Raw genomic sequence first — 25,601 nt, 5'->3', positions numbered from 1 at the left:
TCACACACCTTCTTTCTGCTGACGTTGAATGAGTAGGCAGCCGTCTTGCTGCAGGACGACGCCGTAGCTCGGGCTGACATAGGTCGAGGTTTCGCGCTCGGTCACGATCAACGGGCCATCCAGGCGCACGTCGCGCGGCAGGCTGGCACGCTCGTAGATGGCGCAATCCAGGAACTCGCCGAGCCTGGCGTCGAATACCTCGCGCCGGTCGATGGGAGGATGCGTCGCGCTCGTGCCGGCTTGCGCGCCGGCGCTCGAGGACACTCGCTCGGGCGGCGGCGTCTCGGTGCGCAGCGACAGGGCCCAGCTCACCACTTCCACGTCAAGCCCCGCCACCTCGTGGCCGAACAGTTGCGTATAGGCCCGCACGAAATTGGCCCGCAGCGCCTCCAGCCCCGAGGCGTCCAGGGTGCCCGTCGGCGCGTCGACGGGGATTTCCCAGCCTTGGCCCGCATAGCGCATGTAGGCGCGCAGTTCGCGCACGGCCTGCCCGGTATGGCTCGTCTCGCGCAGGAAGCCGGCCACCTCCTGGTTCATTTCCTCGATCATGCCGTTGACCGTGTCCACGTCGAACTGGCTCAGCCGCATGACCGCGCTGCGCAGCGACTCATAGCCGAACGGCGCACGCAGGAACCCGATCGCCGAGCCCACTCCCGCGCCCGGCGGGACCAGCAGGCGTTCCATGCCCAGCTTCTCGCACAGGCGCGCCGCATGCAGCGGCGCGGCGCCGCCATACGCGATCATGGTGTATTCGCCCAGATCGCGGCCACTTTCCACCGCGTGCATGCGCGCCGCGTTGGACATGTTCTCGTCGACCATCTCGGCCACCGCATAAGCGGCCTGTACCGTCACGCTTTGCAGCGGATCGGCCACGTGGCGCTGCAAAGCCCGGCGCGCGGCCTCGGTATCCAGCGTGATGGTGCCGCCCGCAAAGCGCCGGGCATCGAGCTTGCCCAGGACCAGGTCGGCATCGGTCACGGCGGGACGCTCGCCGCCACGGCCATAGCACGCGGGGCCTGGCTCGGACCCGGCGCTTTCCGGGCCCACGCGCACCTGTTTCAGGTCGTCCACATGGGCGATGGAGCCACCACCGGCGCCGATCTCCACCATTTCGATCACCGGAATCGAAATGGGCATGCCGCTGCCTTTCTTGAAACGATAGGTGCGCGCCACTTCGAAGGTGCGCGCCGTGCTGGGATGCAGGTCTTCGATCAGGCAGATCTTGGCGGTAGTGCCGCCCATGTCGAAAGACAGCACGCGATCCAGGCCATAGCGGGCCGCCACATGGCTGGCGTAGATCGCCCCGCCGGCCGGCCCGGATTCCAGCAGGCGCACCGGGAATTGGGCCGCACTGGCCAGCGACATCAGGCCCCCGCCGGAATGCATCATGTACAGCGGGCACGCCATGCCCTCGGCCTGCAAGGCACTGGCCAGGCGGTTCAGGTACGAAGACATCAGGGGCTTTACGTACGCATTGGCGCAAACCGTATTGAACCGCTCGAACTCGCGGATCTGCGGCGACACTTCGCAGGAAATCGACACCGCGACCCCGGGCACCGCACCCAGCAGCCGGTCACGCACCTGGCGCTCGTGCTCGCCATTGCGATAACTGTGCATCAGGCCGACAGCCACGCTCGTGAAGCCGCCGGCACGGATCGCCTCGATGATCCGGTCCAGTTCCGGCACATCCAGCGCCACCAATTCACGCCCGCCGGCATCCAGGCGGCCCTGCAGCGGAAAGCGGTCGCAGCGCGGGATCAAGGGCGCAGGCAGCTGGATGGCCAGGTCGTACTGTTCGAAGCGCCCTTCGTTGCGCATTTCGATCACATCGCGAAAGCCCGCGCTGGTAATGAAGGCGGTCTTCGCGCCGCGGCGCTCGATCAGCGCATTGGTCGCCAGGGTAGTGCCATGGACGATCGCGCTGATCGCCGAGGGCGCGATGCCTGCCTCCTGGGTTGCCAGCTTCAGGCCCTGCACAATCGCCCGTTCAGGCTTTTCGTAGTCGGTAAGGACCTTGGCGGCGTACAGGCGCCCTTCGTGTTCCAGCGCAACGTCGGTGAACGTGCCGCCTATGTCGACGCCTGCCCTGCAAGCCTGCTTCGTATCGCTCATGTATTGCCTATGACTGATCTGCTGGGATACCGGATCCGGCAGGACGATCCGCCAGGTGCGGCCTGCCTCCAGAGAAACCATGATCGGCCACCTGCAGCGGCAATGACAAACAAGTAATAACGAGGATTAGGGCAAGCCAGGCTAGGTCAGCAATAACCCTTATACCGCCTGCCGCCGCGTCCCGCCGTACCCGGCGCAAGGGCAAGCACGGCTTGATCGCCCCCCTTTGCCCATGCCGCTTCCGGCATGCGCCACGGGCGGCAGCAATCATCTCGTCATACAGCACCCTTAATCTCTGCCCGGTTTTGCTGAAAGTCACCTGAATATTCCCCTCATCAATCCAAGAGGTTCAAATGTCCTACTTAACAGATAAGTTGCGCGCCCCGCGCCGCGAAGCACAGGGAGAGATCACGGTACCCGGCCAGATGTTCGACGAGATCGTCGCCGCGAACCCCGCTCGCCGTACCCTGCTGAAGAACAGCGTGGGCCTGTCGCTGCTGTCTGTGTTTGGCGCAACGCTTGCCGGCTGTGGCAGCAGCAGTGATGACGACGATGACGCCCCCGGCGGCGACAATGGCGGCGACAACGGCGGCGGCACCGACCCCGCCGGCCCCGACTATTCGGTGAATTTCACGCCCCTGGCCGATAACCTGACGCCCGACACCGTGCTCGTTCCGGAAGGCTACGTGGCCGAGGTGCTGTACTCGGCCGGCGACAAGTGCGCCATCGGTTCGCTGGGCTACACCGGCATCCCGCAGTCGTATCCCGCCACCGACAACCAGGCCGGCGGCCAGCACGACGGCATGCACTTCTATCCGCTGGAAGGCGTGGACCCCAGCAAGGGCGGCCTGCTGGTGCTCAACCACGAGAACGTGGATGGCGCCACGCTGGACCTGGGCACGGACGCCACCAAGACCAACCTGTCGAACGTGGGCGTGTCAGTCATCGAAATCGCGCGTGCCGACGACGGCCAATGGTCGGTCAACGCCAATTCGTCGTACAACAAGCGCTACAGCGGCAACACGGTCTACGACGTCAGCGGCCCCGCCGCGGCGGCCGTCGGCGCCACCGTGGTGGGCACCCTGAACAACTGCGCCAGCGGCCCGACGCCCTGGGGCACCTACCTGACCTGCGAAGAAACCACCGACAACTACTGGGACAACAGCCAGCCCGAAGAAGGCTATGGCTGGGTTGTCGAGATCGATCCGTACCAGCCGACCTCGACGGCCGTGAAGCGTACCGCCATGGGCCGCTTCGACCATGAGAATACCGCCTACATGCTGGACGAAAACAACCGCGTCGCCTTCTACATGGGCGATGATGGCACGCCCGGCTGCATCTACAAGTTCATTCCCAGCCGTCCCTACGATCCTGCCAACCGTGCCAACAATACCGGCCTGCTGGACGAAGGCACGCTGTACGTGGCGCGTTTCAACGACGATGGCTCGGGCAACTGGATCGAGCTGACGGTCGGCAAGAACGGCCTGACCGCCGGCGCCGTCGACCCGGGCAACTACACCCAGGTTGCGCCCGGCTCGCTGCCCGCCCAGACGCTGATCGACTTCAACTCGCAAGCCGACGTGCTGATCAACACCAAGGCCGCGGCCCGTGTTGCCGGCGCCACGCTGATGGACCGCCCCGAGTGGATCACCGTGGGCACCGACAAGACCCTGTACTGCACGCTGACCAACAACGGCAGCCGGCGCCGCACCAGCGCGGCCAACCCGCGCACCAACAATTCGCACGGCCACATCGTGCGCTGGAACGAGCGCGCCGATTCGCCCCTGGCCACCACTTTCGAGTGGAGTCTGCTGCTGCTGGCAGGCTATGGCGAGTCCGAAGGCAAAGACGCCAACGTCACCGGCAACATCAACGGCGACACGTTCTCCAGCCCCGATGGCATCCGCATCGACACGCAGGGCCGCCTGTGGGTGCAGACCGACTCGGGCGCCACCAGCGCCGCCGAGTTCGGCCACAACGCGATGTTCTACATCGACCAGGAGACCGGCGAATCCAAGCGCTTCCTGGTGGGCCCGGTGGGCTGCGAAATCACCGGCATCGCCTATAACGAGGACCTGACCACGTTCTTCATCAACATCCAGCATCCGAACGGTGCATGGAACACCGTGCGGGCGGGCGGCGGCGACGCGCGCTCGGCCACGGTGGTGGTACGCCGCGAAGACGGCAAGCCGGTCGGCGCCTGATCAGGGCAACAAGGCAGGGCAGCGCCGCAAGGCGCCGCCCTGCCTTGCCGCACGAAGCCGGCAATCAGTCGCCTTCTTCGAGGCGCATGCCGATTTTCAGCCCTACCTGCCAATGCGCGACCTTGCCGTTCTTGATATGGCCGCGGACTTCGGTCACTTCAAACCAGTCCAGGTTGCGCAAGGTGTCCGAGGCGCGTGCAATCGCTTGCACGATCGCATCATCGGACGACTTGGTGGACGACCCCACCAGTTCGATCTGTTTGTAGACGTGGCTGTTGGACATTGTTCGTCTCCCGCAAGAAAGTGGCGACATGCCAGGGCGGCGTAGCGCCAGCCCGGCCCGTGCTGGCCGGGTCGAACCATTGTGGCACGCCCCGGCACCCCTGCCTATAAGCAAGCGGCGTGCCGCCTGGCTACCTAGGTATCGATCACCCGCCGCGTGAACAGCTCTAGATAGTCCATCAGCCGGTTGGCGCCCACCACGGCATCGGCGGCCTTGCCGCTGGCGATGGCTTCGGCCATGGCCAGGTGGGCGGCCGCGCCTTCGGTGATCTCACCTTCGTACTGGTAGGCGTACCAGAAGCGGCGGCATTGCACCACCAGCGGCACCACGGCCTTCACGGCCGACTTGTTGCGGCAGGCCTCGTGGTTGACGTGGTCCAGTTCCTGGTCGGCGGTCATGTAGTCGTCGAGATTGCCGCGGTCGGCGGCCTTCATCATCTTGCGCGCGCAGGCCACCAGCGCCTTGCGCTGATTGTCGGTGGCCCGCCGGGCCGCGCTGGCGGCAATCAGTTGTTCCAGCACGCGCCGGGTGGCCAGCACGTCCAGGTGTTCCATGACATCGATGGTGGACACCAGCAGCCCCCGGCGCGGTTGCTGCACGATCAGCCCGATCGACACCATGCGCATCAGCGCTTCGCGCACCGGCGTGCGTCCCAGGCCGGTCATTTCGGCCAGCTCGGCTTCGATGACGGGGCTGCCCGGCGCGATCTCCAGCTTGGAGATCAAGGTTTCGATCTTGTCGTACGCAAGATCGGCGGCTCGCCGCTTGGGCAAGCGGGCCGGCGCGGAAGCGGGAGTTTTGGTCATGGACGAAAGCGTACCGGAATGCGGCCGGCCCCGCTGGGGCCGGTGTGCGCAGGAATTTACAGGGTGGCGCCAACCTTGCGCAACTCGGCGATCTGCGGCGCCTTGGGCAGCCAGATCTTGTCGAATTGCGCGATAGCCGCCTGCGGATCGTAGCCCGCGTCGCTCTTGAACGCGATGGGCGTTTGCCTGAGTTTCTCGACCAGCCCCTTCTCGGTGGTGACGATATCGTTGATCTGCGCGTCCAGCGCCTGCGCCACCAGCCCCCGGATCAGCTCCTTGTCCTTGGCATCCAGGTCTTTCCAGACGCGCCCCGACATCAGCGGCGCGAAAGGCATGAACAGCGCATTCATGGGCAAGAGCGTCTTCGAGACCTTGTCGAACCGCTGGTTCCATGAAAACTCGACGTCGGCCTCCAGGCCGTCTACCTGGCCGTTGGTCATGGCATCGAACACGGCGGGCGTGGGAATGGGCGTGGGCGCGGCGCCGAACAACTGGTAGAAATCACGGTATACGGGCGTGGGGTTGATGCGCAGCTTCAGGCCCTTGAGATCTTCGGGCGTACTGATGTCGCGCGTCGCGAACACCACGCGCATGCCGGTAATGCCCCAGCCCAGCCCGATGGTGCCGGTTTCGCGCGGCAGCACTTCCAGCAGCTTGAGCGCCTGCGGGGTGCGCACCAGCTTGGCCACGCTGTCGGTCGAGCGCACCAGGTACGGCGCATTGATGGCCGCCACGCTGTCGACCCGCGAACCCAGTTCGGCGGCCTGGATCCAGCCCATGTCCAGGGCGCCGGTCTGCAACTGCTGCATCATGGCGGGCTCATTGCCCAACTGGCCCGAATGGAACACGGTGACGCTCAGGCGGCCATCGGTTTCTTTTTTCAGCGCCTCGCCGAAGGCCTCTGCCGCGCGATTCCAGGAATGCCCCGCGGGCGTGATCACGCCCAGGCGGAATTCGCGCGCCGACGCGGCCCGCGCGGTAGACGTGAGCATCATCGGGGCCGCGGTGGCGGCCAGGGCGGTTTGCATGAAACGGCGGCGGGAATAAGTAGTCATGACGCGATCCTGTGGTTGATTTGTATAAGAGAAAACAACAGACAGCGTAGAAAGCCCCTGCCGCCTACTTGAGCAAGGCCAAGGACAGCGACGGGAAGAAAGACAGCAGCACCAGCGCGACGCAGCACACCAGGAAGAACGGCAATGTCACGATGAACATCTTGCCTGGCTTGGCGCCCGTTACCGCTGCCGCCACGAAGAAGCACAGCCCCACCGGCGGCGACATCAGGCCCAGCACCAGGTTGATCACCACGACCACGCCGAAATGGATCGGGTCGATGCCGTAGATGCCGGTAGCCACCGGCAGCAGGATGGGCACCGTCATGATCAGCCCCGGAATACCGTCGATGACCGTGCCGATGATCAGCAGGATCAGGTTGGCGATCAGCAGGAAAGCCAGTGGCGTGGCGGCCACGGTCTGGATCCATGCGGCCACCATCTGCGGCACCTTGCCGTAGATCAGCAGCCAGGAAAACACGGCCGCCGCGGCCACCAGGAACAGCACGATGGCTGCATAGATGGCAGACCGCAGCATGATGTCGGGCAGCATGCGCCAGCGGAACTCGCCGGTCACGTAGCGCCCCACCAGCGCGGCGGCCAGAGCGCCGACGCCGGCGGCTTCAGTGGGATTGGCCAGCCCGCCGGCGATCGAGCCGACGATGATCACGGGAATGGAAAGCGTGGGGCTGGCGCGCAGCACGATGGTGGCGCGTTCGCGCAGGCTGCGCCGTTCGCTGCGCGGATACGAATACACCATGCCCAGCGCGGCGATGATGATGAAGAACAGCACGGTCAGCAGCAACCCGGGCAGGATGCCGGCGATCAGCATGTCGCCCACGGCCACTTGCGCCAGCACGCTGTACACCACGAACATCACCGACGGCGGAATGATCGAGCCCAGCATGCCGCCGTACACCGTCAGGCCGGCCGCGAACGTCTTGTCGTAACCCTGGCGTTCCATCTCGGGCACCATGGTCTGCGACATCACCGCCACCTGGGCCGTGGCCGAACCGATAATCGACGACACCAGCGCGTTGGCCAGCACGTTCACATAGGCCAGCCCGCCCTTGACCGAGCCGATGAAGGCCATGGCCAGCTCGACCAGGCGCCGCGTGATGCCGCCATTGTTCATGATCTCGCCGATCAGGATGAACAGCGGAATGGCGATCAGCCCGTAGCTGTCGACCCCCGCGAACATCTGCATGGGAAACGACTGCAGCAGCACGGTATTGCCGGTGCCGAAGATATACACCAGGCCCGACAGGCACAGGCACACGCCGATGGGTACGCCCACCATCAGCACGGCCAGGAAGAAAATCGAGGTCAGCATCTCAGTTCACCATATCCGGGCTGGCCACGGGAAAATCGCGACGCGGCTGGCGCGGCACCCAACCCAGGTCTTCGAACAGATTGGTCAGCGCATGCAGCGTCAGGCATGCCGCGAACAACGGCACCGCCATCCGCAGCATCCAGGCCGGCCAGTTCAGGGTCTGGGTGCGCTCGGTGTACAGAAAGTTGAACGAGTCGGCCGCATAGGCATGCGCGTCGAAGCCATAGCTGGCAATGCCGGCCGGATCCATCCAGGCCCAGCACATCCAGACCAGGGCCAGGCCGAAGCACAGCACGCACGAGGTCGAAATCACACGTGCAATGCGCACCCCGCGCGCACTGAGTTTCTCGGTCAGCATGCCCACCGAAAAATCCAGGCGCAGCCGCGTCATGATCGACGCCCCGACGAACGTCAGCCACACCATGGCATACACCGATGCCTCGTCGATCCAGTAGATCGGCGCGCCCGCGTAGCGCGTGACCACGTTCACCAGCACCAATGCCACCAGCAGCCCCATCAGCCCGCTGAGCAGGCGCCGCTCGATGCGCAGCACCAATTCCGATGCATTGACTATCCAGCGCACCGGCGCTGCCGCACTTGCGTGGGGCGGTTCATGGTCCAGGTCGGCCATCGGGAATCACTCCGAGTATCTTTATCAGATATTTGAAATATATTTAATTCTGCGGGAAAACCAGTTGGCCAGGCATTGGTTATTTCCCTTACTTGGCGCCCTGCCCTGGCAGAATGAAGAAAGCCTCCTGGCGGAGGCTTGTTCCGTACTACATGACCGAGCGGTATTGCTCCGGGCGCCCGGCCAGCGCCTTCTTGACCACGCTTTCGACATAGGCGCGCTCTTCGCCAACCAAGGGCAGGCGCGGACGGCGCACATGTTCCGAGCCCACGCCCACCAGCGCATCGATCAGCTTCAGGTTCTGCACCAGCTTGGTCGACACGTCCAGGTGCAAGAGCGGAGTCATCCACTGATACAGCGCCAGGGCCTCGGCAAACTCGCCGGCTTTCATCAGGTCGAACAGCGCCACGGTCTCGCGCGGGAAGGCGCAGCCCACGCCGGCCAGCAGGCCGTCGCAGCCCACCGCCAGGCCTTCGTAGGCCAGGTCGTCCACACCCATGAAGATCTGATAGCGATCGCCCAGGGCATTGCGCAGGTCGGTCACGCGGCGAATATCGCCCGTGCTCTCCTTGATGGCCTCGACCCATTTGCAGTCGGCCAGCTCGAGCATGTGCTCGGGCTTGAGGTCGACGCGATACGCCACCGGGTTGTTGTAGACCATCACCGGCTTCTGGGCGGCCTCGGCCATGGCGCGCACGTTCTGCATGGCTTCGCGCGCATCGGCCACGTAGATCACCGAGGGCATCACCATGAAGCCCGCCACGCCCAGCTTGTTGGCCCCGTCGATATACCGCAGTGCATCGCGCGTGCTGGTTTCCGACACATTGGCCAGCACCGGAACCCGCCCGTCGGCGGCTTCCAGGGCAATGCGGGTCACATCCAGTTTTTCTTCCAGCGACAATGTGCTGGCCTCGCCCAGCGAGCCACATGTCACCACGCCATGGATGCCGTTGCGGATCTGGAAATCGATATGCTTGGTGGTGCCGGCCGCATCGATGCTTTCGTCGGCGTGGAACTTGGTCGTAATGGCCGGGAAGATGCCGGTCCAGCGGGTGGCGTTCATGCGCGCTCCTTATGCACGGGGTTGAACTGTGGCAGTGCCTGTTGATATCCTACTAATATATTTAGGATATCTTAGACTACCATGAACAGCACGGCCCGCCATTAAGGTTTTCCATGACTGCGTCCACTTCCGCCCCTGCCGCGGCGCGGTTCAATTCCGCTCTAGCAGCGGATGGGCAAACGGCGAGGTCCGCACCTGCTCGCAGGTAATGCGCACCAGCTGGGTCACCAGTTCTGCCTGCCGCTGGTTCGCCGAATGCACCATGCCGACTTCCCGGTGAAACTGGTGTTCGCCCAGGTCGATGACGCGCACCTGGTCCTGATGGCGGCCCAGGCCCTTGATGGGCACCAGTGCCGCGCCCAACCCCGAGGCCACCATCTCCAGGATGGCATCCACGTCCTGGGATTCGATCTGGCACCTGGGCACCAGCCGATGGCCCTGCAAGAAGCGGTCGACCACGCGCCCGCCGAACGACGCGCTGTCGTAGCGGATGAACGGCAGGGTCTTCAGTATCTGCCGCCAGTCGTCGCCGGGCTCGCCCACGGGGCAAACCACCTTGAACGGTTCCCGCAGCAGGGGCACCCACTTCAGTTCGGGTGGCAAGGCGAAAACGGGTTTGACGACCAGCGCCGCGTCCAGCTTGCCGTGGTCCACCAAGGTCAAGAGCGGCAGCGAGCCGCCCAGTTCCAGATGCGTGCTGACGTCGGGATATTCGCCAATGAGCGCCTGGATGATGCGGGGCAGATATTGGCGCTGCATGCTCTGGATGGCCCCCAGCCGTAGATGGCCGCGCAGGCTTGCGCGCTGGGACTGGCCGCACAGTTCGTCGTAAAGATCAAGAATCTGCGCCGCGCGTGCCACGGCATCGACCCCCGCCGCATTCAGCCGCACCTGGCGACCGCCCCGGTCGAACAAGGATGCCTGCAACGACTCTTCCAGCCGTTGTATCTGCGCACTGGCGGCCGCCTGGGTCAGGCCGATGTGCTGGGCGGCGGCGGTAATGCTGCCGTGCTTGGCGACGGCGACCAGGGTGCGGAGTTCTTTCAACATGAAAACACAAACAATATTTGTGAGTCACACAAAAAAATAGAGTTTTTTATCTAGCAAATCTATATATACCATTCTCATCAGGCTAGACGGAAATGTTCTTTGTTCGTCGATGCCAACTATCGCCCGACGTGTCCAACAACACGGACGAGGCAAAAGTTTTTGCATAAATTCAAAGACTTATCAAAATTACAAGGGGTATTCATCATGACGCAGGTCTATTTTTCGAGTCTGGGCATGAACGCGGCAATCCCGGCGCAGCGGCCGGGGTAAGCATGGGTTGAGCGCAAGTACGCCATTCCCACCTTCCTTTCCGGAGGAACCATGCGCCGCTTCCGCGTTTTATCCGGGCTGCTCGCAACCTTTGCCGTTGCCGCGTGCCCGCTCGCATTCGCCCAGGTCTATCCCGACCGCCCCATCACACTGGTCGTGCCCTTCACCGCCGCAGGCGGTACCGACCTGACCGCCCGCCTGTACGCCCGGGCGCTGGAAAAACATGCCGGCCAGCCCGTCACGGTGCTGAACAAGCCCGGTGCAGGCGGCGAAATCGGGATGAGCTATGTCGCCAGGGCCGAGCCCGACGGCTACACCCTGGGCATCATCAACACGCCGAACGTATTGACCATTCCGATCGAACGGCAAGCCCAGTTCGGGCTGGACTCGTTCGACCTGCTCGCCAACCTGGTCGACGACCCCGCCACGCTCAGCGTGCATGCCGGGCGCGACATCCGTTCCATCGCCGACCTGGTCGAGGCCGCCCGGCGGGATCCGGACGGGCTCACCTACGGTACCGCCGGCATCGGCTCGGCCGGCCATATCGCCGTCCTGATGTTCGAGAAGGCGGCCGGCATCAAGCTGCGCCATATCCCGTTCAAGGGAACGGCCGACGTGCGCACCGCCCTGATCGGCGGGCAGATCGATGTGGCCGCCGCCAATCTCAGCGAAGCGCTGGCTTTCGCCCAGGGTTCGCCCTGGCGCACGCTGGGCGTGATGAAGGCAACACGCTCGGCCACGGCTGCCGCGCTGCCGACCTTCGCCGAAGCCGGCTATGCGCTGCAGGGGGGCTCGCTGCGGGGCGTGGGCGCGCCCGCGGCCATGGCGGCCCAGCGCCGCCAGCAAGTTGCCGCATTAATAACAAAAGCCGCCAGCGATCCCCAGTTTCTAGAGGACGCGCGCAAGGCGGAACAGGACGTCAGGGTGATTTCCGGAGACGAGTACGGCAGGGCCCTCAGGGAACAGCGCACGCAGTTCGAGGCCCTGTGGAAAGCATCCCCTTGGAACCGTTGAATCCCCAGGAATCCGTGATCATGAAAAAAACCTTTTTCTGCGCCCTGCTCGTCCTGCCCTCGCTCTGCGCGGCAGCCTACCCAGAGCATCCCATCAACCTGATCGTGCCGTTTCCGGCCGGCGCGGGGTCGGACCTGACCGCCCGCACCATTGCCGCCTGCATGGAAACCAAGATCGACTCGGCCCGCATCGTCGTCGTCAACAAGCCCGGCGCATCGGGAGACATCGGCCTGAGCGCGCTGGCCCGGGCCGAACCCGACGGCTACACCATCGGCCTGGTCAACACGCCGGGCGTGATCAGCCTGCCAATCGAACGCAAGACGTCCTACACCCTGGAGAGCTTCGACTTCATCGCCAACCTGGTGGAAGACCCCGGCACCATCAGCGTGCATGCCGACAACCCGATCCATTCGATCCAGGACTTGATCGCGGCGGCCAGGGCCAAGCCGGGCGCAATCACCGTGGGCACCCAAGGCGTGGGCTCGGCCGGGCATATCTCGGCGCTGTCGCTCGAACATGCCGCCGGCATCAAGCTCACCGCCGTGCCGTTCCAGGGTGCCGCCCCCGCCAGCGTGGCGCTGCTGGGCAAGGTGGTGGACAGCACCATGGCCAACCTGGGCGAGGCGATCTCGTTCGCCAACGGCAAGCCCTGGCGCATCGTGGGCATCATGGGCCCGGCCCGTTCCGAACAGGAGCCCGGCATTCCCACCTTCCATGAGGCCGGCTACGAGGTGATCGGCGGCTCGATGCGCGGGCTGGCCGGGCCGCGCGGCATGCCCGCCGAAGTCGTGGCCCACCTGACCCGGGCCGTAGACGAATGCAACCACGACCAGACCTACCTGACCCGGGCCAGGAATTCGTTCCAGCCGCTGCGCTACCTGAAGCGCGATGAATACATCCAGAACCTGAAAGCGGTCGACCGGCAGTTGCGCGAACTGTGGTCGGTGCAACCGTGGCAGCAATGACTCCGCTCTTGTCCTTCACCCTTTTCCAAGCCTTTCACTATGCGAACAGACCAACACCCCTACGATGACATCCGCGCCTATCTGGCCGAAAGCGATACCGTGCTGATCCCGGTGGGCGCCGTCGAGCAATACGGTTCCCACCTGGCCACGGGCACCGAGCTGCGCATCTGCGAGTCGATCGCGACCGAGGTCGGCGAACGCACCGGCCTGGCCGTCACGCCCATCGTGCCCGTCAATTACTCGGCCATGTTCCTGGACTACCCCGGCACCTTGTCGGTGGAAATGAATACGGTCGAGCGCTACCTGAAAGAGATGGGCGACGCCCTGGCCGGCCAGGGCTTCCGCCATTTCTTCTTCATCAACATCCACGCGGGTTCGCTCGGGCCGATCGAAAGCGTATGCCGCCACCTGCGCCGCAACTACGGCGCGGTGGGGGGCCTGATAGACGTGTTCTCGATCATGCGCGATGTGGCGGGCGGCAGCTTCAAGACCAAGCGCTCGCCCAGCGGCCATGCCTCCGAAATGGTGACCTCGGTGGCGTTGGCCAAGTTCCCCGAACTGGTATTCATGGATCGCGCGCGCGCCACCGAGTCGCTGCGCCCGTTCACGGACGGCGTCAATACCGTCAGCAGCGGCAAAGTGTCGTTCGGCAAGTCCAGCTTCGCGGTGTTCAGCGATATCAGCGATTACGCGCCGATCGGCACCCAGGGCGACCCCACCCAGGCCACGGCCGAACTCGGGCACGCCATCTGGAACGCCGCGCTCGACTACATGAGCGAGGCCGCGCTCAAGTTCAGCACCATGTCGTTTGTATCGGAAGAGGCAGCATCGTGAAACAGAACCCCATCAAGCAGGCCTGGAACCAGCAGAAACCCGTGTTCGGCACCTGGGCAACCATGGTGCACCACCCCCGCTTCATGAAGCTGCTGGCCACGACCGGGCTGGACTTCGTGCTGATCGAAATGGAACACAGCGACTTCTCGATCGCCGAGGTCGCCACGCTGTGCCTGGTGGCCCGCGAAGCCGGTATCGTGCCCATCGTGCGCCCCGCCGGTTCCGACTCGCACGACTACACGCGTCCGCTGGACGCGGGTGCAATGGGCTTGCTGCTGCCCAATATCGAGACCCCGGAACAGCTCGAACAGATCCTGCGATACACCAAGTACTACCCCGATGGCCAACGCATCCTGAACATGCGCGGCCCGCACACCGACTACATCAAGCTGTCGTCGCCTTTGTCCCAGGCCGCCGAGATCAACGCCAATACCGTCACGATCGCCATGGCCGAAACCCGGGTCGGGCTGAACAACCTGGACCGCATCTGCGCAGTTCGCGGCCTGGACGCCGTCATGATCGGGCCGGACGACCTGACGCAAGACCTCGGCATCCCGGGCGACATGCAGCACCCCCTGTACCAGGAAGCCGTCGAACACGTCATTGCCACGTGCGACCGGCACGGCATCGCCTGGGGCTTCAGTTGCCAGGACCTGGGCGCGGCCGAACGCTGGCTGGCGCGCGGCATCCGCTGGATGCCGTTCAGCAATGACGTCAACGCCTTGTTCAACACATTCAGCCAGGCCGCTTCGGGCTTGAAGCGCCTGGCAGCACGCGAGGAGACCGCATGATGCCCATCCAGACCCAGATGAAAACCACCGCGCAGTACCGGCCCTATGCCTGGCGCGCCAAGATCGGCCTGATCGTGCCTTCGACCAACACGATCAACGAGCCCGAGTTCTACCGGCTGGCGCCCGAAGGCGTCACTATCCACACGGGCCGCGCGATCAATGCCGGCGCCGCTACTCAGGAAAACTACGACCGCATGGCCGAAGGCGTGCTCGAGGCGGCCGACCTGATCAAGACGGCCGAAGTCGACGTGGTGGCGTATGGCTGCACATCGGGTTCGATTGTCTGCTCGCTGGACGAGCTGTGCGACGGCATGAGCGCACGGGTCGGCGTACCGGCCATCGCCACCGCCGGCGCCGCCGTGGCCGCGCTGCGCGCGCTGGGGGCCAGGCGGGTTGCGGTAGGCACGCCCTATATCGATTTCGTCAATCAGCGCGAGCGCGATTTCCTTGAACAATACGGCTTCGAGGTCGTGTCCATCCAGGGCCTGGACCTGGGCCATACCCAGGAAGAACGGCGCGACATCGGCCGCGTTCCCCCCCAGTCCACGTTCCAGTTGGCGCGTGCCATCGATCGCCCCGAGGCCGACGCCATCTTCCTGTCGTGCACCAACCTGGCGACCCTGGACATGATTGCCCGCATCGAAGACGAACTGGGCAAGCCCGTCGTCACCAGCAACCAGGCAACCTTCTGGGCCTGCCTGCGCCTGCTGGGCCTGTCATGCGCCATTCCCGGGTACGGCCGGCTGCTGGCCGACTGCCTGGCCCCCATCAGCCGCGCGGATTATTCGCTGGCTTGATCCGATGAATCGAGCCCCCGATCCCGATATCGACCTGGCGGCCCGTCTGCTGGACACGCTGCGTACACAGTCGTTCGACGGCCTGGGCGTCACGCGCGACGCCTTCGGCGCCGGCGAACAGCGCGCCCATGACCTGCTGCGCACGGCCGCGCACGCGCTGGACCTGGAGACCCGCACCGATACCAGCGGCAACCTCTACATCACGCTGCCCGGACGCGACCGGGACCGGCCCGTGCGCATGACCGGCTCGCACCTGGACTCGGTACCCGCCGGCGGCAACTTCGACGGCGCGGCCGGTGTGATCGCGGGACTGGCGGTGCTGGCAGGTTGGCGCGCCGCCGGCTACCAGCCCCAGGCCGATGTCACCGTCATGGCCATCCGCGCCGAAGAAAGCACCTGGTTTCCCTATTCTTACCTGGGCAGCAAGGCAGCGTTCGGCCTGGTCGAGGCGGCCACGCTGGACCTGCGCCGCGCCGACACTGGCCGGCCGCTGCGCGAGCACCTGGCCGCCTTGTCGATCGACCCGGCCGGCTTTGGACAGGCGGCGCTGCAACCCGCCCGGATCGACCGCTTTGTCGAGCTGCACATCGAGCAAGGCCCGACCCTGGTCGACACCGGCACGCCGGCCGGCATCGTCACCGGCATCCGCGGCAGCTTGCGCTATCGCACGATGCGCTGGACCGGCGAATATGCCCATTCCGGCGCCGTGGCCCGCCGCCACAGGCGCGACGCGGTACGCGCGGCGGCGCTGTGGATGGCGGAACTGGACCGGGCCTGGGAAACACTGGAGGCGTTCGGCGAAGACCTGGTGGTCACCGTGGGCCAGGTGTCCACCAACCCGGAACAACACGCTTTCAGCAAGGTCGCCGGTGAACTTGATTGCTGCATCGATGTGCGCAGCATCAGCCCCGCGCTGCTCGAACGGTTCGACCGGCTGTTGCGCGCACGGGCCGAGGCCGTTGCGCAGGCCACCTCGACCCATGTCGACTTCGGCCCCAGGACCGGCTCGCTGCCCGCCGCCATGGACGCGGGCCTGATCGCGCGGCTGGCCACGCTGGCGCAGCATCGCGGGATTGCCGCACCGGCCATGCCCAGCGGGGCCGGCCACGATGCTGCGGTGTTCGCGCAACAAGGCGTGCGCACCGCAATGATCTTCGTGCGCAACCGGCACGGCTCGCACAACCCCCAGGAAGCCATGGATATGCCAGACTTCGCAGTCGCCGCGCAATTGCTGTCCGACATCCTGGCCGATGATTGTCCTTCTACCGAGTATCCCCGAGGCTCCTGATGAAATGCCTGATCGTTCAACCCATTCATGAACAGGGCCTGGCCATGCTGCGCACGGCCGGCATCGCCTGCGCCACGCCGGCTTCCCCATCGATGGCCGATGTGGCCCAGGCCATCGCCGACTGCGACGCCGTCATCACGCGCAATGCGGGCCTGGACGCGCGCGCCATCGAGGCAGCCACCCGGCTGCGCGTCATCGGCAACCATGGTGCAGGCACCAACATGATCGACCTGGCCGCCGCCGAGCGGCTGGGCATCCCGGTGGTCAGCACGCCCGGCGCGAACGCGCACTCGGTGGCGGAACTGGCCCTGTCGATGATGATGGCGCTGGTCAAGCGCACAGTGGCATTCGACCATGCCGTTCGCAACGGCAACTGGAACATCCGCTACGAGCCCGGCCTGCGCGAACTGTCGGGCCTGACCCTGGGCATCGTCGGCTTCGGCCAGATCGGCCGCCTGCTGGCGCGCATGGCGGTGGGCGGCTTCGGCATGGCGGTCCGCGTGCATTCCCCGTCGGTGCCGCCAGGCGATATCGCGGCGGCCGGCTGCGTCGCGGTCGACAGCCTGGCGGCATTGGTCGGCGGTGTCGACATTCTTTCACTGCATCGTCCATCGCGCCCAGGGGCCGGCCCCCTGCTGGACGATGCCCTGCTGTCGTCCATGAAACCCGGCGCGATCCTGATCAATACCGCACGCGGCGGCCTGGTCGATGATGCCGCCCTGGCCCGCCACCTGGCATCGGGCCGGCTGGGCGGCGCCGGCCTGGACGTGTTTGCCCACGAACCGCCGCCCACCGACGATCCGCTGCTGCATATGCCCCAGGTCGTGCTGGCCCCTCATGCGGGCGGCAGTACCGAAGAGGCGCTGGCGCGCACCGCCTGCGCGGTGGCCGGCCAGGTCATCGACGCGCTGCAAGGCCGGCGGCCGGCCCATCTGGTCACGCCCGGCGTCTGGGAACACCGGCGCGGCCAAGGCTGAATGATTCGAGACATATAAGGAGACATGCATGAGCACGATCGACGATAAATTCGCCAGGCTATCCACCGATAACGCCCCCGGCCAGGAAGTCCGCCAAAGCGGCGGCGACCTGGCCCGGATGCTGCGCGGCCAGCCTTTGCCCGGCACGCCCGTGGACTTCTCGCATGGCGACGTGAACACCGACGCATTCGCCCCCACGCCCGGTTCGCTGGAACAGTTCGTGCAAGGCGTCGAGCGCGGCGGCGAACAGGCCTATACCGAGTACCGTGGCGGCGCCGCCCTGCGCGAACAAGTGGCGACGCGGCTGGCGCGGTTCACAGGCCAGCCGGTCTCGGGCGCGAACGAGGTGATCATCACCCCGGGCACGCAGGGTGCGCTGTTCCTGGCCATCGCAGCCACCGTGGCCGCCGGCGACAAGGTCGCGATCGTGCGGCCCGACTACTTTGCCAACCGCAAGCTTGTCGAATTCCTGGGCGGCCAGATCGTGCCGGTCGAGCTGGATTACCTGGGCCACACCACGCGTGCCGGTCTGGACCTGGCCCAACTCGAACAGGCCTTCAAATCGGGGGCCAAGACCTTTCTGTTCTCCAACCCCAACAACCCCACGGGCGTCATCTATTCGCCCGACGAAATCGCGCAGGTCGCGGCGCTGGCCGACCGGCACGGTGCCGTCGTCATTGTCGACCAGTTGTATTCGCGGCTGCTTTATTCCGGCGCCCACTACACGCACCTGCGCGCCAGCGGAATCGCGGCCGGCAACGTCGTCACCATCATGGGGCCGTCGAAAACCGAATCGCTCAGCGGTTACCGGCTGGGCATCGCATTTGGCGCCGCGCGCCTGGTCGATCGCATGGAAAAGCTCCAGGCCATCGTCTCGCTGCGCGCCCCCGGCTACTGCCAGGCCGTGCTGCATACCTGGTTCGACGAACCCCAAGGCTGGCTGCAGGAACGCATCGCCCGGCACCAGGCCATCCGCGACGACCTGCTCAAGGTGCTGCGCAAGGTCGAAGGCCTGTCGGTACGCGCCCCCGAGGCAGGCAGCTACCTGTTCCCGCGGCTACCCGCGCTGGCGGTATCGCTGCATGACTTCGTGCGCATCCTGCGCCAGCAGGCCGGCGTAACCGTTACCCCTGGCACCGAATTCAGCCCACATGGCACCGATAGCATTCGCCTGAATTTTTCCCAAAACCACGCAGCGGCAATCCGGGCCGTCGAACGCCTGGTCCAGCTCGTCGACCGCTACCGCTAGCTGGCCTGGCCGTCAACCCTGGGCCGCCGCGAACGCATCGCTGGGCCTGGTCATCTCGAAGAGCTTGTCGGCGGACGCATAAAAGCCCCTGTAGCCGCACCGCGCAAGATTACGCGCCTTCGCGGTGTCGAAGATGCCGTCGACCAGGTACTCGGCATTGATGTGCACGCCCACGACCTGGCCCGAGATCTGGAACACGTCCAGCTGCTTGCCATCCAGGTCTTTCAACTGCGTGATGTTCAGCATCCGGCATTCCAGCGCTGCGGGCGCGTCCGCCACGCGCGGCGGACGGACCATCACGGATGGCGCCGCGGCCAGGCCGGCGAGTTGCATTTCGTCCACGTCCGGGCGTACGGCCGCGGCGGAAAGATTCATTTGCTCCGCGAGGTCATAGGTGGCCAGGTTGGCAACGAATTCACCGGTGGCTTCGATGTTGCGCATCGTGTCCTTGCGACTCATCGTGCAGAAACCCAGGATCGGCGGCGACTCGTTCATCGCGTTGAAGAAGCTGTAGGGGGCGAGGTTCACCCGGCCTTCCAGGTCGATGGTGGAAATCCATCCTATGGGCCGGGGCGCGATGATGGCCTTGAACGGCGAGTGCGGCAGCCGGTGCCCCTTGGATGGCTCGTAGAAATGTGTGGATGCAGCGGACGCTTGGTGGGGTGAACTCATGTATTCACTCGGACTGGGTTGCATTGGTGATCCCGGCCAGGCGCTGGTAGAGCGCTTCGTCGCGCCGCAGCTTGGCCGCGAACCCGGCAGGTGTCGATGGGGAAGGAATCAGCCCGATGGAAACCAGGCGCTCGCTTATCTCGGAGGAACGCATGGTGAGCCCGATCTCCGCGGACAACAGGTCGACAATCCGTGATGGCGTGCCGGCGGGTGCCAGTATCCCATGCCACGCCATGAATTCGTACTCGGGATAGCCCGCCTCGGCAATCGTCGGCACATGGTCGGCCATCGGCAACCGGTGGCTGGTGGACACCGCCAGGGCATTCATCCGGCCTTGCCTGGCATGTTGCAATGCCGTAGAGGCGCCGGCGAACGCCACCTGGACCTGCCCCCCGATCACCGCCGTGATCAATTGGTTGGTACCTTGGTAAGGCACGTCCAGCATGTCGATGCCAGCCACGTTCTTGAACCACTCCATGGCCATGTAATGCGGCCCGCCCAGGCCCAGCGACGCGTAGGCCAGCTTGCCCGGGTTCTTCCTGGCGTAGGCCACCAGTTCTTCCGTGCTCTGCGCCGGAACGGAGGGATGCGTCACCAGGACCAGCGGCACGCTCACCAGCTGGCTCACCGGCGCGAAGTCCGCGAAGGCATCGTACGGAATATTCTTGTGGTACAGCGGGTTGCTGATGTGCGAGTCGGTCACCAGGCAGAGGGTATAGCCGTCGGGCTTGGACCTGGCCACGTACTCGGTACCGATCATGGTGGCGGCGCCCGGCTTGTGTTCGATCAGGACGGGCTGGTTGAACGCGGTAGACAGTTTGGCAGTAACGGGCCTGAGCACGACGTCGCCCCCTCCGCCGGCGGTGTAAGGCATGACCACCTTCACCGGCCGATTGGGATAGGCCTCGCTGGCATGGCTCCAGGGGGCGGCCAGCGCAACGGCGGCGGAAAGGCAAAAGGTTCGTCTTTGCATGAGGCTCCTTCGATGCTCGGCTGCTGTTTTTCGCGTGCGCGGCGCATGCCGCAGAGGCACTATGGCCGTCACCGCATTCGGCAGGTCCCATGGCACACGGCCCAGGATGGCTCTGTCCATTCACTCCCGCCCCCCTGCTGAAAGCAGACAAATTCTAGATTTCGTACTCTGCTCGAGTCCAATGTATTTTCCCCATAGCAGGTATGGATGGCATTCATGAGACCCGAAAATTTCGATTTGAATCTGATCCGTATTTTTCTCACGGTGGCTCGCTGCCGCAGCGTCACCGAGGCAGGAAATCAACTAGGCCTGACCCAATCGTCCGTCAGCCATGCACTTGGCCGTCTTCGGGGCCTGTGCAACGACAGGCTGTTCATCAGCACCAGCAAAGGCATGCTGCCGACGGCCACCGCGTCGGCCATGATCGCGCCCCTGGGCGAGGCAATCGCCCTGGCGATGAACACATTCCAATCCGCCAGGGCCTTCGACCCCTCCATCGATGCGCGCAATTTTGTGCTGATACTGTCGGAAATCGGTGAGCTCAGCTATATCCCCCAGCTGCTTGACTATCTGAGCCGCCACGCGCCGCATGTCACGCTGAACGTTCTGCATCTTGCATCGGGCGACCACTACGAAGCCCTGGCGCACGGCGTGGCGGATATCGCGATAGGAACATTTCCGGCCGACAAAGCCGATTTCCACGAAGACCGTCTTTTCGACCAGCCTTATGTCTGCATGCTGCGGGCCGATCACTCCACCATCCACGCGTCCTTGTCGCTGAAGCAGTATCTCGAGGCTACTCACGTAGTGGTCGATCCACCGGGCAGGGGCCCGGGCGTGGTCGAGCAGGCGCTGGCGGCCATGGGCCGGGAACGGAACATAGTGATCCGGTTGCCGCATTTTCTGGCCGGCCCCGCAATATTGCGCCAAAGCGATTATTTGATGAGCGTGCCGGCATGGACATCGCGCCTGCTGGGCAGCCCTGCCTACATCAAGTGCCTGCCCTTGCCCTTCGACCCCGGGGTCATCACGGCAAAATCCGTATGGCATGAGCGCTGCCATATCGACCCCGGGCACCAGTGGTTCCGTTCCGTAGTACGAAAACTGCTTTGCGCGCCAGACGCTGACGGCCATGCCCGGTAACAACATCGTGGTCAGGCGGGACGGCGGCGAACGCACCTGTGCAGCGGCTCGTACCGATACAATCCAGGGTTACCCCGGGCCTCCGACACGGCCCGTGCATCGCCGTTTCGCCGGCATCGGCATCACGGCATCATTCGGCAAGACCCATCCATCAGTACCTTCATGACCAAACCCGAAACCAACGCCCACACCCCCATGATGCAGCAGTACCTGCGCCTGAAAGCCGAGGCCGGGCCGCTGCTGCTGTTCTACCGCATGGGCGATTTCTATGAAATGTTCTATGAAGACGCCGAGCGCGCCGCGCGCCTGCTGGGCCTGACGCTGACCAAGCGCGGCAGTTCCAACGGCGCCCCCATTCCCATGGCGGGCGTGCCGGTGCACGCCATGGAACAGTACCTGGCGCGCCTGGTCGGCCAGGGCGAATCGGTGGCCATCTGCGAACAGATCGGCGACCCGGCCGCCGCCAAGGGGCCGGTAGAGCGGCGCATCGTACGCATCGTCACTCCCGGCACACTGACCGACGAAGCCCTGCTGCCGGCCAAGGCCGATCGCGCCCTGGCCGCCGTATTCATGGGCGGCAAGGCCCGTAACCTGCGCGCCGGCATGGCCTGGCTGAACCTGGCCAGCGGCGAATTCCGCGTTACCGAGTGCGCGCCCGCCCAACTCGAATCCGAATTGCACCGCATCGCCCCCGCCGAACTGGTGGTCGCCGAAAGCACCGAGCTGGGGCTGGCGTTCGAGGGAGCACGCACGCGCGTGCCCGACTGGCATTTCGAAAGCGACGGCGCCCGTGCGCACCTGCTGGCGCACTTCAAGACCGATACCCTGTCCGGCTTCGACGTCGACGACATGCCGGCCGCCATCTGCGCGGCCGGCGCGCTGCTGCGCTATGCGGCGCGCACGCAATCGCAGGCGCTCGCCCACGTGCAGGGCATCGCCGTCGATCGGCCTGGCCAGTATGTGCTGATGGACCCGGTCACGCGCCGCAATCTTGAATTGACCCAGACCTTGAGCGGCGAAGAGTCGCCCACGCTGTTCTCGCTGCTCGACGGCTGCCGCACCCCCATGGGCAGCCGCCTGCTGCGGCGCTGGCTGCATCACCCGCTGCGCGACAACGCCCCCGCGCTGGCGCGCCAGCAAGCCATTTCGGCCTTGCTGGCCGGCCGCATGGACATCGCGCAGACCTTTGGCGCGGCAGGCCTGCTGGAAACCTTGCGCGACGCGCTGGATGCCTTTCCCGACGTCGAACGCATCGCATCGCGGCTGGCGCTGCGCTCGGTGCGCCCGCGCGAACTGGCCAGCCTGCGCGACGCGCTGATCGCCCTGCCCGCCCTGCGCGCACTGGTGGCGCCGCTGGAAACCTCGCCCCGCCTGGCCGAACTGGCCGCGCACCTGGCGCCCGATCCCGCCGTTGCCGAACTGCTGGGCCGCGCCATCGCGCAAGAGCCGGCGGTGGCCATACGCGACGGCGGCGTCATCGCCGCCGGCTTCGACGCCGATCTCGACGAATTGCGCGCGCTGGCCGCCGACGGCGGCGACTTCCTGGTGCAACTGGAAGCCCGCGAACGCGCGCGTACCGGCATTGGCAACCTGCGGGTCGAGTTCAATCGCGTACATGGCTTCTATATCGAAGTCACCAAGGGCCAGACCGACAAGGTGCCTGAAGACTACCGCCGGCGCCAGACGCTGAAGAACGCCGAGCGCTACATCACCCCCGAGCTCAAGTCCTGGGAAGACAAGGTGCTGTCGGCGCAAGACCGATCGCTGGCCCGCGAGAAATGGCTGTATGAACAGGTGCTCGACGCGCTGGCCGAATACGTGCGGCCGCTGTCCGATTGCGCGGGTGCCCTGGCCGAACTGGACACCCTGGCCGGCCTGGCCGAACATGCCCGGCGCCACAGCTGGGTGGCGCCAGAACTCACCGAGCAGGCCGAGATCGATATCGAGGCCGGACGCCATCCGGTGGTGGAACGCACCATCGAGCGCTTCACGCCCAACGGCTGCCGCCTGGATCCCACCCGCCGCATGCTGCTGATCACCGGCCCCAACATGGGCGGTAAATCCACCTACATGCGGCAAGTAGCGCTGATTGCGCTGCTGGCGCGCACCGGCAGCTTCGTGCCCGCCCAGCGCGCCGTCATCGGCAAGCTGGACCGCATCTTCACCCGCATCGGCGCGGCCGACGACCTGGCCGGCGGGCGCTCGACCTTCATGATGGAAATGACCGAGGCAGCCGCCATCCTGGCTGCCAGTACGCCGCACAGCCTGGTACTGATGGACGAGATCGGGCGCGGCACATCCACCTACGATGGCCTGGCGCTGGCGTGGGCCATCGCGTTGCGCCTGGTCACGCACAACCGCGCGCTGACGCTGTTTGCTACTCACTACTTCGAACTGACCCGACTACCGGCCGAGCAACCCACGGCGGCCAATGTCCACCTGGCTGCGGCCGAATCGGCCGGCGGCATTGTGTTCCTGCACGAGGTACGCGACGGCCCGGCCAGCCGCAGCTACGGTATCCAGGTGGCGCAACGCGCCGGCGTGCCGGCGGCCGTGATCCGGCACGCCTCTCGCGAACTGGAACGGCTGGAAGCCCAAGGGGCGCCCACCCCGCAGTTGGGCCTGTTCACCGCGGCCATCGATGCCGATGCCCAGGCCGGCGCCGCCCATGACCAGTCCGACGCATCCGCCGCCCTGGACGCGCTGCGCGACGAGCTTGCCCATATCGACCCCGACAGCCTGACCCCGCGCGAAGCGCTGGACGCACTGTATCGCCTGAAGGCCTGCCTGCCATGAAACCCCAACAGCCCCTGCCGCTGCTCGGCGGGCTCAGCCCGGCGGACTTCATGCGCCGCCACTGGCAGCGCAAGCCCCTGTTGATCCGGCAGGCCATTGCCGGCTTCAAGCCGCCGCTGAACATCGCGACCCTGAAAAAACTGGCCCGCCGCGATGATGTCGAATCGCGCCTGATCTGGCGCGAGGATGGCGCCTGGCAAATGGAACAAGGCCCGTTCGCGCGCCTGCCCCAGACGGGCGAGCCCGACTGGACGCTGCTGGTGCAAAGCGTGGACTTGCACAGTGATGCGGTGTCGGCCTTGTTGCAGCAGTTCCGCTTCATTCCCGACGCACGGCTCGACGACATCATGATCAGCGTGGCGGCCGACGGCGGCGGCGTGGGGCCGCATTTCGACAGCTACGACGTATTCCTGCTGCAAGCGGCCGGCCGACGCCGCTGGCGCTACGGACGCCAGAAAGACCTGTCGCTGCAACCCGGCCTGCCCCTGAAAATACTGGGCAACTTCACTCCCGAGCACGATGTCGTGCTCGAACCGGGCGACATGCTGTATTTGCCGCCGCAGGCTGCCCACGACGGCATCGCCGTGGGCGACGGCTGCATGACCATCTCTATCGGTTTTCGCGCGCCCACCCAGGCCGTGTTGGCGCGCGGGCTGCTGGAAGCCGCCGCCGACCAGGCCATGGCACGCATTGGCCTGCTGGGCGGCCCGTACGGCGAACCGCCGCTGCCCGGCCCGCGCCTGGATGCCTTGTATCGCGATCCCGGCCAGCCTGCCGTGGACACGCCCGCAGCCCTGCCGGACGGCCTGGTGCAAGCCACGCTCGATACCCTGGCCAAGGTGCGCTTCGACGACGCCCTGGCGTCGCGCTTCCTGGGTTGCTGGCTGACCGAACCCAGCAACCTGGCCGTGTTCGACCCCTCGCCCGGCGCGGATGTCGATCTGCTAACCGATTGGCCGGAAAGCGGTGCGTTGCAACTCGACCGCCGCACCCGCATGCTCTACCGGGGCCGCCAATTATTCATCAATGGCGAAACAGCGCCGGTTGCCGCCGACGCCGCCCTGCGGGCACTGGCTGATGCGCGCCACCTGGACTGCGCCGATCCACGCAGCCGGCGCCTGGGCGACCTCGCGCGGGAATGCCTGGCCGATTGGCTGGATGCGGGCTGGCTACACTACCGCGCCAGCCTGTGACACATAAACCACACCTGGTCTTGCCCCCAGGGCGGCATGCCTGGGATTTTGCACGATCCGGACACTAATTCGTGTCCATGTCACACAGAACGCTAAGGTATACGC

The 25,601-nt window shown here is 65.5% G+C and carries 22 protein-coding genes; 12 read left to right on the top strand and 10 right to left on the bottom strand.

Features of this window, described 5'->3' with window-relative positions; translation table 11 throughout:
* Positions 1-2,112: a hydantoinase/oxoprolinase family protein gene (locus tag KW845_RS26295; protein ID WP_218372350.1), complete on the bottom strand. Its 2,112-nt coding sequence runs from the start codon at positions 2,110-2,112 to the stop codon at positions 1-3.
* 353 nt (positions 2,113-2,465) lie between these two features.
* Between KW845_RS26295 and KW845_RS26290 the strand changes: the two genes are divergently transcribed.
* The gene (locus KW845_RS26290; protein WP_218372349.1) at positions 2,466-4,316 is read left to right on the top strand and encodes a PhoX family phosphatase; all 1,851 of its coding nucleotides are present in this window, start codon (positions 2,466-2,468) and stop codon (positions 4,314-4,316) included.
* Between the two features lie 64 nt (positions 4,317-4,380).
* On the opposite strand, the gene KW845_RS26285 is transcribed toward KW845_RS26290, so the two are convergent.
* From KW845_RS26285 to KW845_RS26255, 7 genes are all read right to left on the bottom strand, one after another.
* Positions 4,381-4,599, bottom strand: coding sequence for a dodecin (locus KW845_RS26285; RefSeq protein ID WP_218372348.1), 219 nt, complete (start codon positions 4,597-4,599; stop codon positions 4,381-4,383).
* Between the two features lie 134 nt (positions 4,600-4,733).
* On the bottom strand, positions 4,734-5,405 hold the full coding sequence (locus KW845_RS26280) for a GntR family transcriptional regulator (protein WP_218372347.1): 672 nt from the start codon (positions 5,403-5,405) through the stop codon (positions 4,734-4,736).
* Positions 5,406-5,461: 56 nt separating this feature from the next.
* Positions 5,462-6,460: a TRAP transporter substrate-binding protein gene (locus KW845_RS26275; protein ID WP_218372346.1), complete on the bottom strand. Its 999-nt coding sequence runs from the start codon at positions 6,458-6,460 to the stop codon at positions 5,462-5,464.
* Positions 6,461-6,524: 64 nt separating this feature from the next.
* Positions 6,525-7,790 (bottom strand): TRAP transporter large permease, encoded by a 1,266-nt coding sequence (locus KW845_RS26270; protein WP_218372345.1) that lies wholly within the window; start codon positions 7,788-7,790, stop codon positions 6,525-6,527.
* Position 7,791: 1 nt separating this feature from the next.
* Positions 7,792-8,421 (bottom strand): TRAP transporter small permease, encoded by a 630-nt coding sequence (locus tag KW845_RS26265; protein ID WP_218372344.1) that lies wholly within the window; start codon positions 8,419-8,421, stop codon positions 7,792-7,794.
* A gap of 148 nt (positions 8,422-8,569) precedes the next feature.
* Positions 8,570-9,484, bottom strand: a complete 915-nt coding sequence (locus KW845_RS26260) for a dihydrodipicolinate synthase family protein (RefSeq protein ID WP_218372343.1) — start codon at positions 9,482-9,484, stop codon at positions 8,570-8,572.
* A gap of 150 nt (positions 9,485-9,634) precedes the next feature.
* Complete coding sequence (locus KW845_RS26255) at positions 9,635-10,534, bottom strand: LysR family transcriptional regulator (RefSeq protein ID WP_218372342.1); 900 nt, start codon at positions 10,532-10,534, stop codon at positions 9,635-9,637.
* A gap of 321 nt (positions 10,535-10,855) precedes the next feature.
* Between KW845_RS26255 and KW845_RS26250 the strand changes: the two genes are divergently transcribed.
* The 8 genes from KW845_RS26250 to KW845_RS26215 are packed head-to-tail and all read left to right on the top strand — an operon-like array spanning position 10,856 to position 18,719.
* Positions 10,856-11,818 (top strand): tripartite tricarboxylate transporter substrate binding protein, encoded by a 963-nt coding sequence (locus tag KW845_RS26250; protein ID WP_218372341.1) that lies wholly within the window; start codon positions 10,856-10,858, stop codon positions 11,816-11,818.
* 20 nt (positions 11,819-11,838) lie between these two features.
* Positions 11,839-12,783 carry a tripartite tricarboxylate transporter substrate binding protein gene (locus KW845_RS26245; protein WP_218372340.1) on the top strand — a complete coding sequence of 315 codons (945 nt, stop codon included), beginning with the start codon at positions 11,839-11,841 and terminating at the stop codon, positions 12,781-12,783.
* A 39-nt stretch (positions 12,784-12,822) separates the two neighbouring features.
* Positions 12,823-13,617, top strand: coding sequence for a creatininase family protein (locus KW845_RS26240; protein ID WP_218372339.1), 795 nt, complete (start codon positions 12,823-12,825; stop codon positions 13,615-13,617).
* Positions 13,614-14,408 carry an aldolase/citrate lyase family protein gene (locus tag KW845_RS26235; RefSeq protein ID WP_218372338.1) on the top strand — a complete coding sequence of 265 codons (795 nt, stop codon included), beginning with the start codon at positions 13,614-13,616 and terminating at the stop codon, positions 14,406-14,408. Before KW845_RS26240 ends, KW845_RS26235 begins: the two co-directional genes overlap by 4 nt.
* Complete coding sequence (locus KW845_RS26230; protein ID WP_218372555.1) at positions 14,408-15,205, top strand: aspartate/glutamate racemase family protein; 798 nt, start codon at positions 14,408-14,410, stop codon at positions 15,203-15,205. Before KW845_RS26235 ends, KW845_RS26230 begins: the two co-directional genes overlap by 1 nt.
* A gap of 4 nt (positions 15,206-15,209) precedes the next feature.
* Complete coding sequence (locus tag KW845_RS26225; protein WP_218372337.1) at positions 15,210-16,493, top strand: Zn-dependent hydrolase; 1,284 nt, start codon at positions 15,210-15,212, stop codon at positions 16,491-16,493.
* Positions 16,493-17,470, top strand: a complete 978-nt coding sequence (locus tag KW845_RS26220; RefSeq protein ID WP_218372336.1) for a hydroxyacid dehydrogenase — start codon at positions 16,493-16,495, stop codon at positions 17,468-17,470. The genes KW845_RS26225 and KW845_RS26220 overlap by 1 nt, the downstream gene beginning before the upstream one ends.
* A gap of 28 nt (positions 17,471-17,498) precedes the next feature.
* Positions 17,499-18,719, top strand: a complete 1,221-nt coding sequence (locus KW845_RS26215; RefSeq protein WP_218372335.1) for a pyridoxal phosphate-dependent aminotransferase — start codon at positions 17,499-17,501, stop codon at positions 18,717-18,719.
* 12 nt (positions 18,720-18,731) lie between these two features.
* On the opposite strand, the gene KW845_RS26210 is transcribed toward KW845_RS26215, so the two are convergent.
* Positions 18,732-19,391, bottom strand: coding sequence for a flavin reductase family protein (locus tag KW845_RS26210; RefSeq protein ID WP_218372334.1), 660 nt, complete (start codon positions 19,389-19,391; stop codon positions 18,732-18,734).
* 4 nt (positions 19,392-19,395) lie between these two features.
* On the bottom strand, positions 19,396-20,364 hold the full coding sequence (locus KW845_RS26205) for a tripartite tricarboxylate transporter substrate binding protein (RefSeq protein WP_218372333.1): 969 nt from the start codon (positions 20,362-20,364) through the stop codon (positions 19,396-19,398).
* 216 nt (positions 20,365-20,580) lie between these two features.
* On the opposite strand from KW845_RS26205, the gene KW845_RS26200 reads away from it, so the two are divergent.
* The 3 genes from KW845_RS26200 to KW845_RS26190 all read left to right on the top strand — a co-directional run bounded on the left by KW845_RS26200 (position 20,581) and on the right by KW845_RS26190 (position 25,496).
* A complete protein-coding gene (locus KW845_RS26200; protein ID WP_218372332.1) occupies positions 20,581-21,507 on the top strand; it encodes a LysR family transcriptional regulator in 927 nt (308 codons plus the stop codon).
* A gap of 195 nt (positions 21,508-21,702) precedes the next feature.
* Positions 21,703-24,303, top strand: a complete 2,601-nt coding sequence (gene mutS / locus KW845_RS26195) for a DNA mismatch repair protein MutS (protein WP_218372554.1) — start codon at positions 21,703-21,705, stop codon at positions 24,301-24,303.
* Positions 24,300-25,496 (top strand): cupin domain-containing protein, encoded by a 1,197-nt coding sequence (locus tag KW845_RS26190; protein ID WP_218372331.1) that lies wholly within the window; start codon positions 24,300-24,302, stop codon positions 25,494-25,496. Before mutS ends, KW845_RS26190 begins: the two co-directional genes overlap by 4 nt.
* The last annotated feature ends 105 nt before the right edge of the window (positions 25,497-25,601 follow it).

Origin of the sequence: Bordetella sp. BOR01, assembly GCF_019218885.1 — a bacterium.
Classification (GTDB): domain Bacteria; phylum Pseudomonadota; class Gammaproteobacteria; order Burkholderiales; family Burkholderiaceae_B; genus Bordetella_A.
The sequence above is the reverse complement of the archived record's forward strand: the minus strand, read 5'-3'. Positions and strand labels throughout refer to the sequence as shown.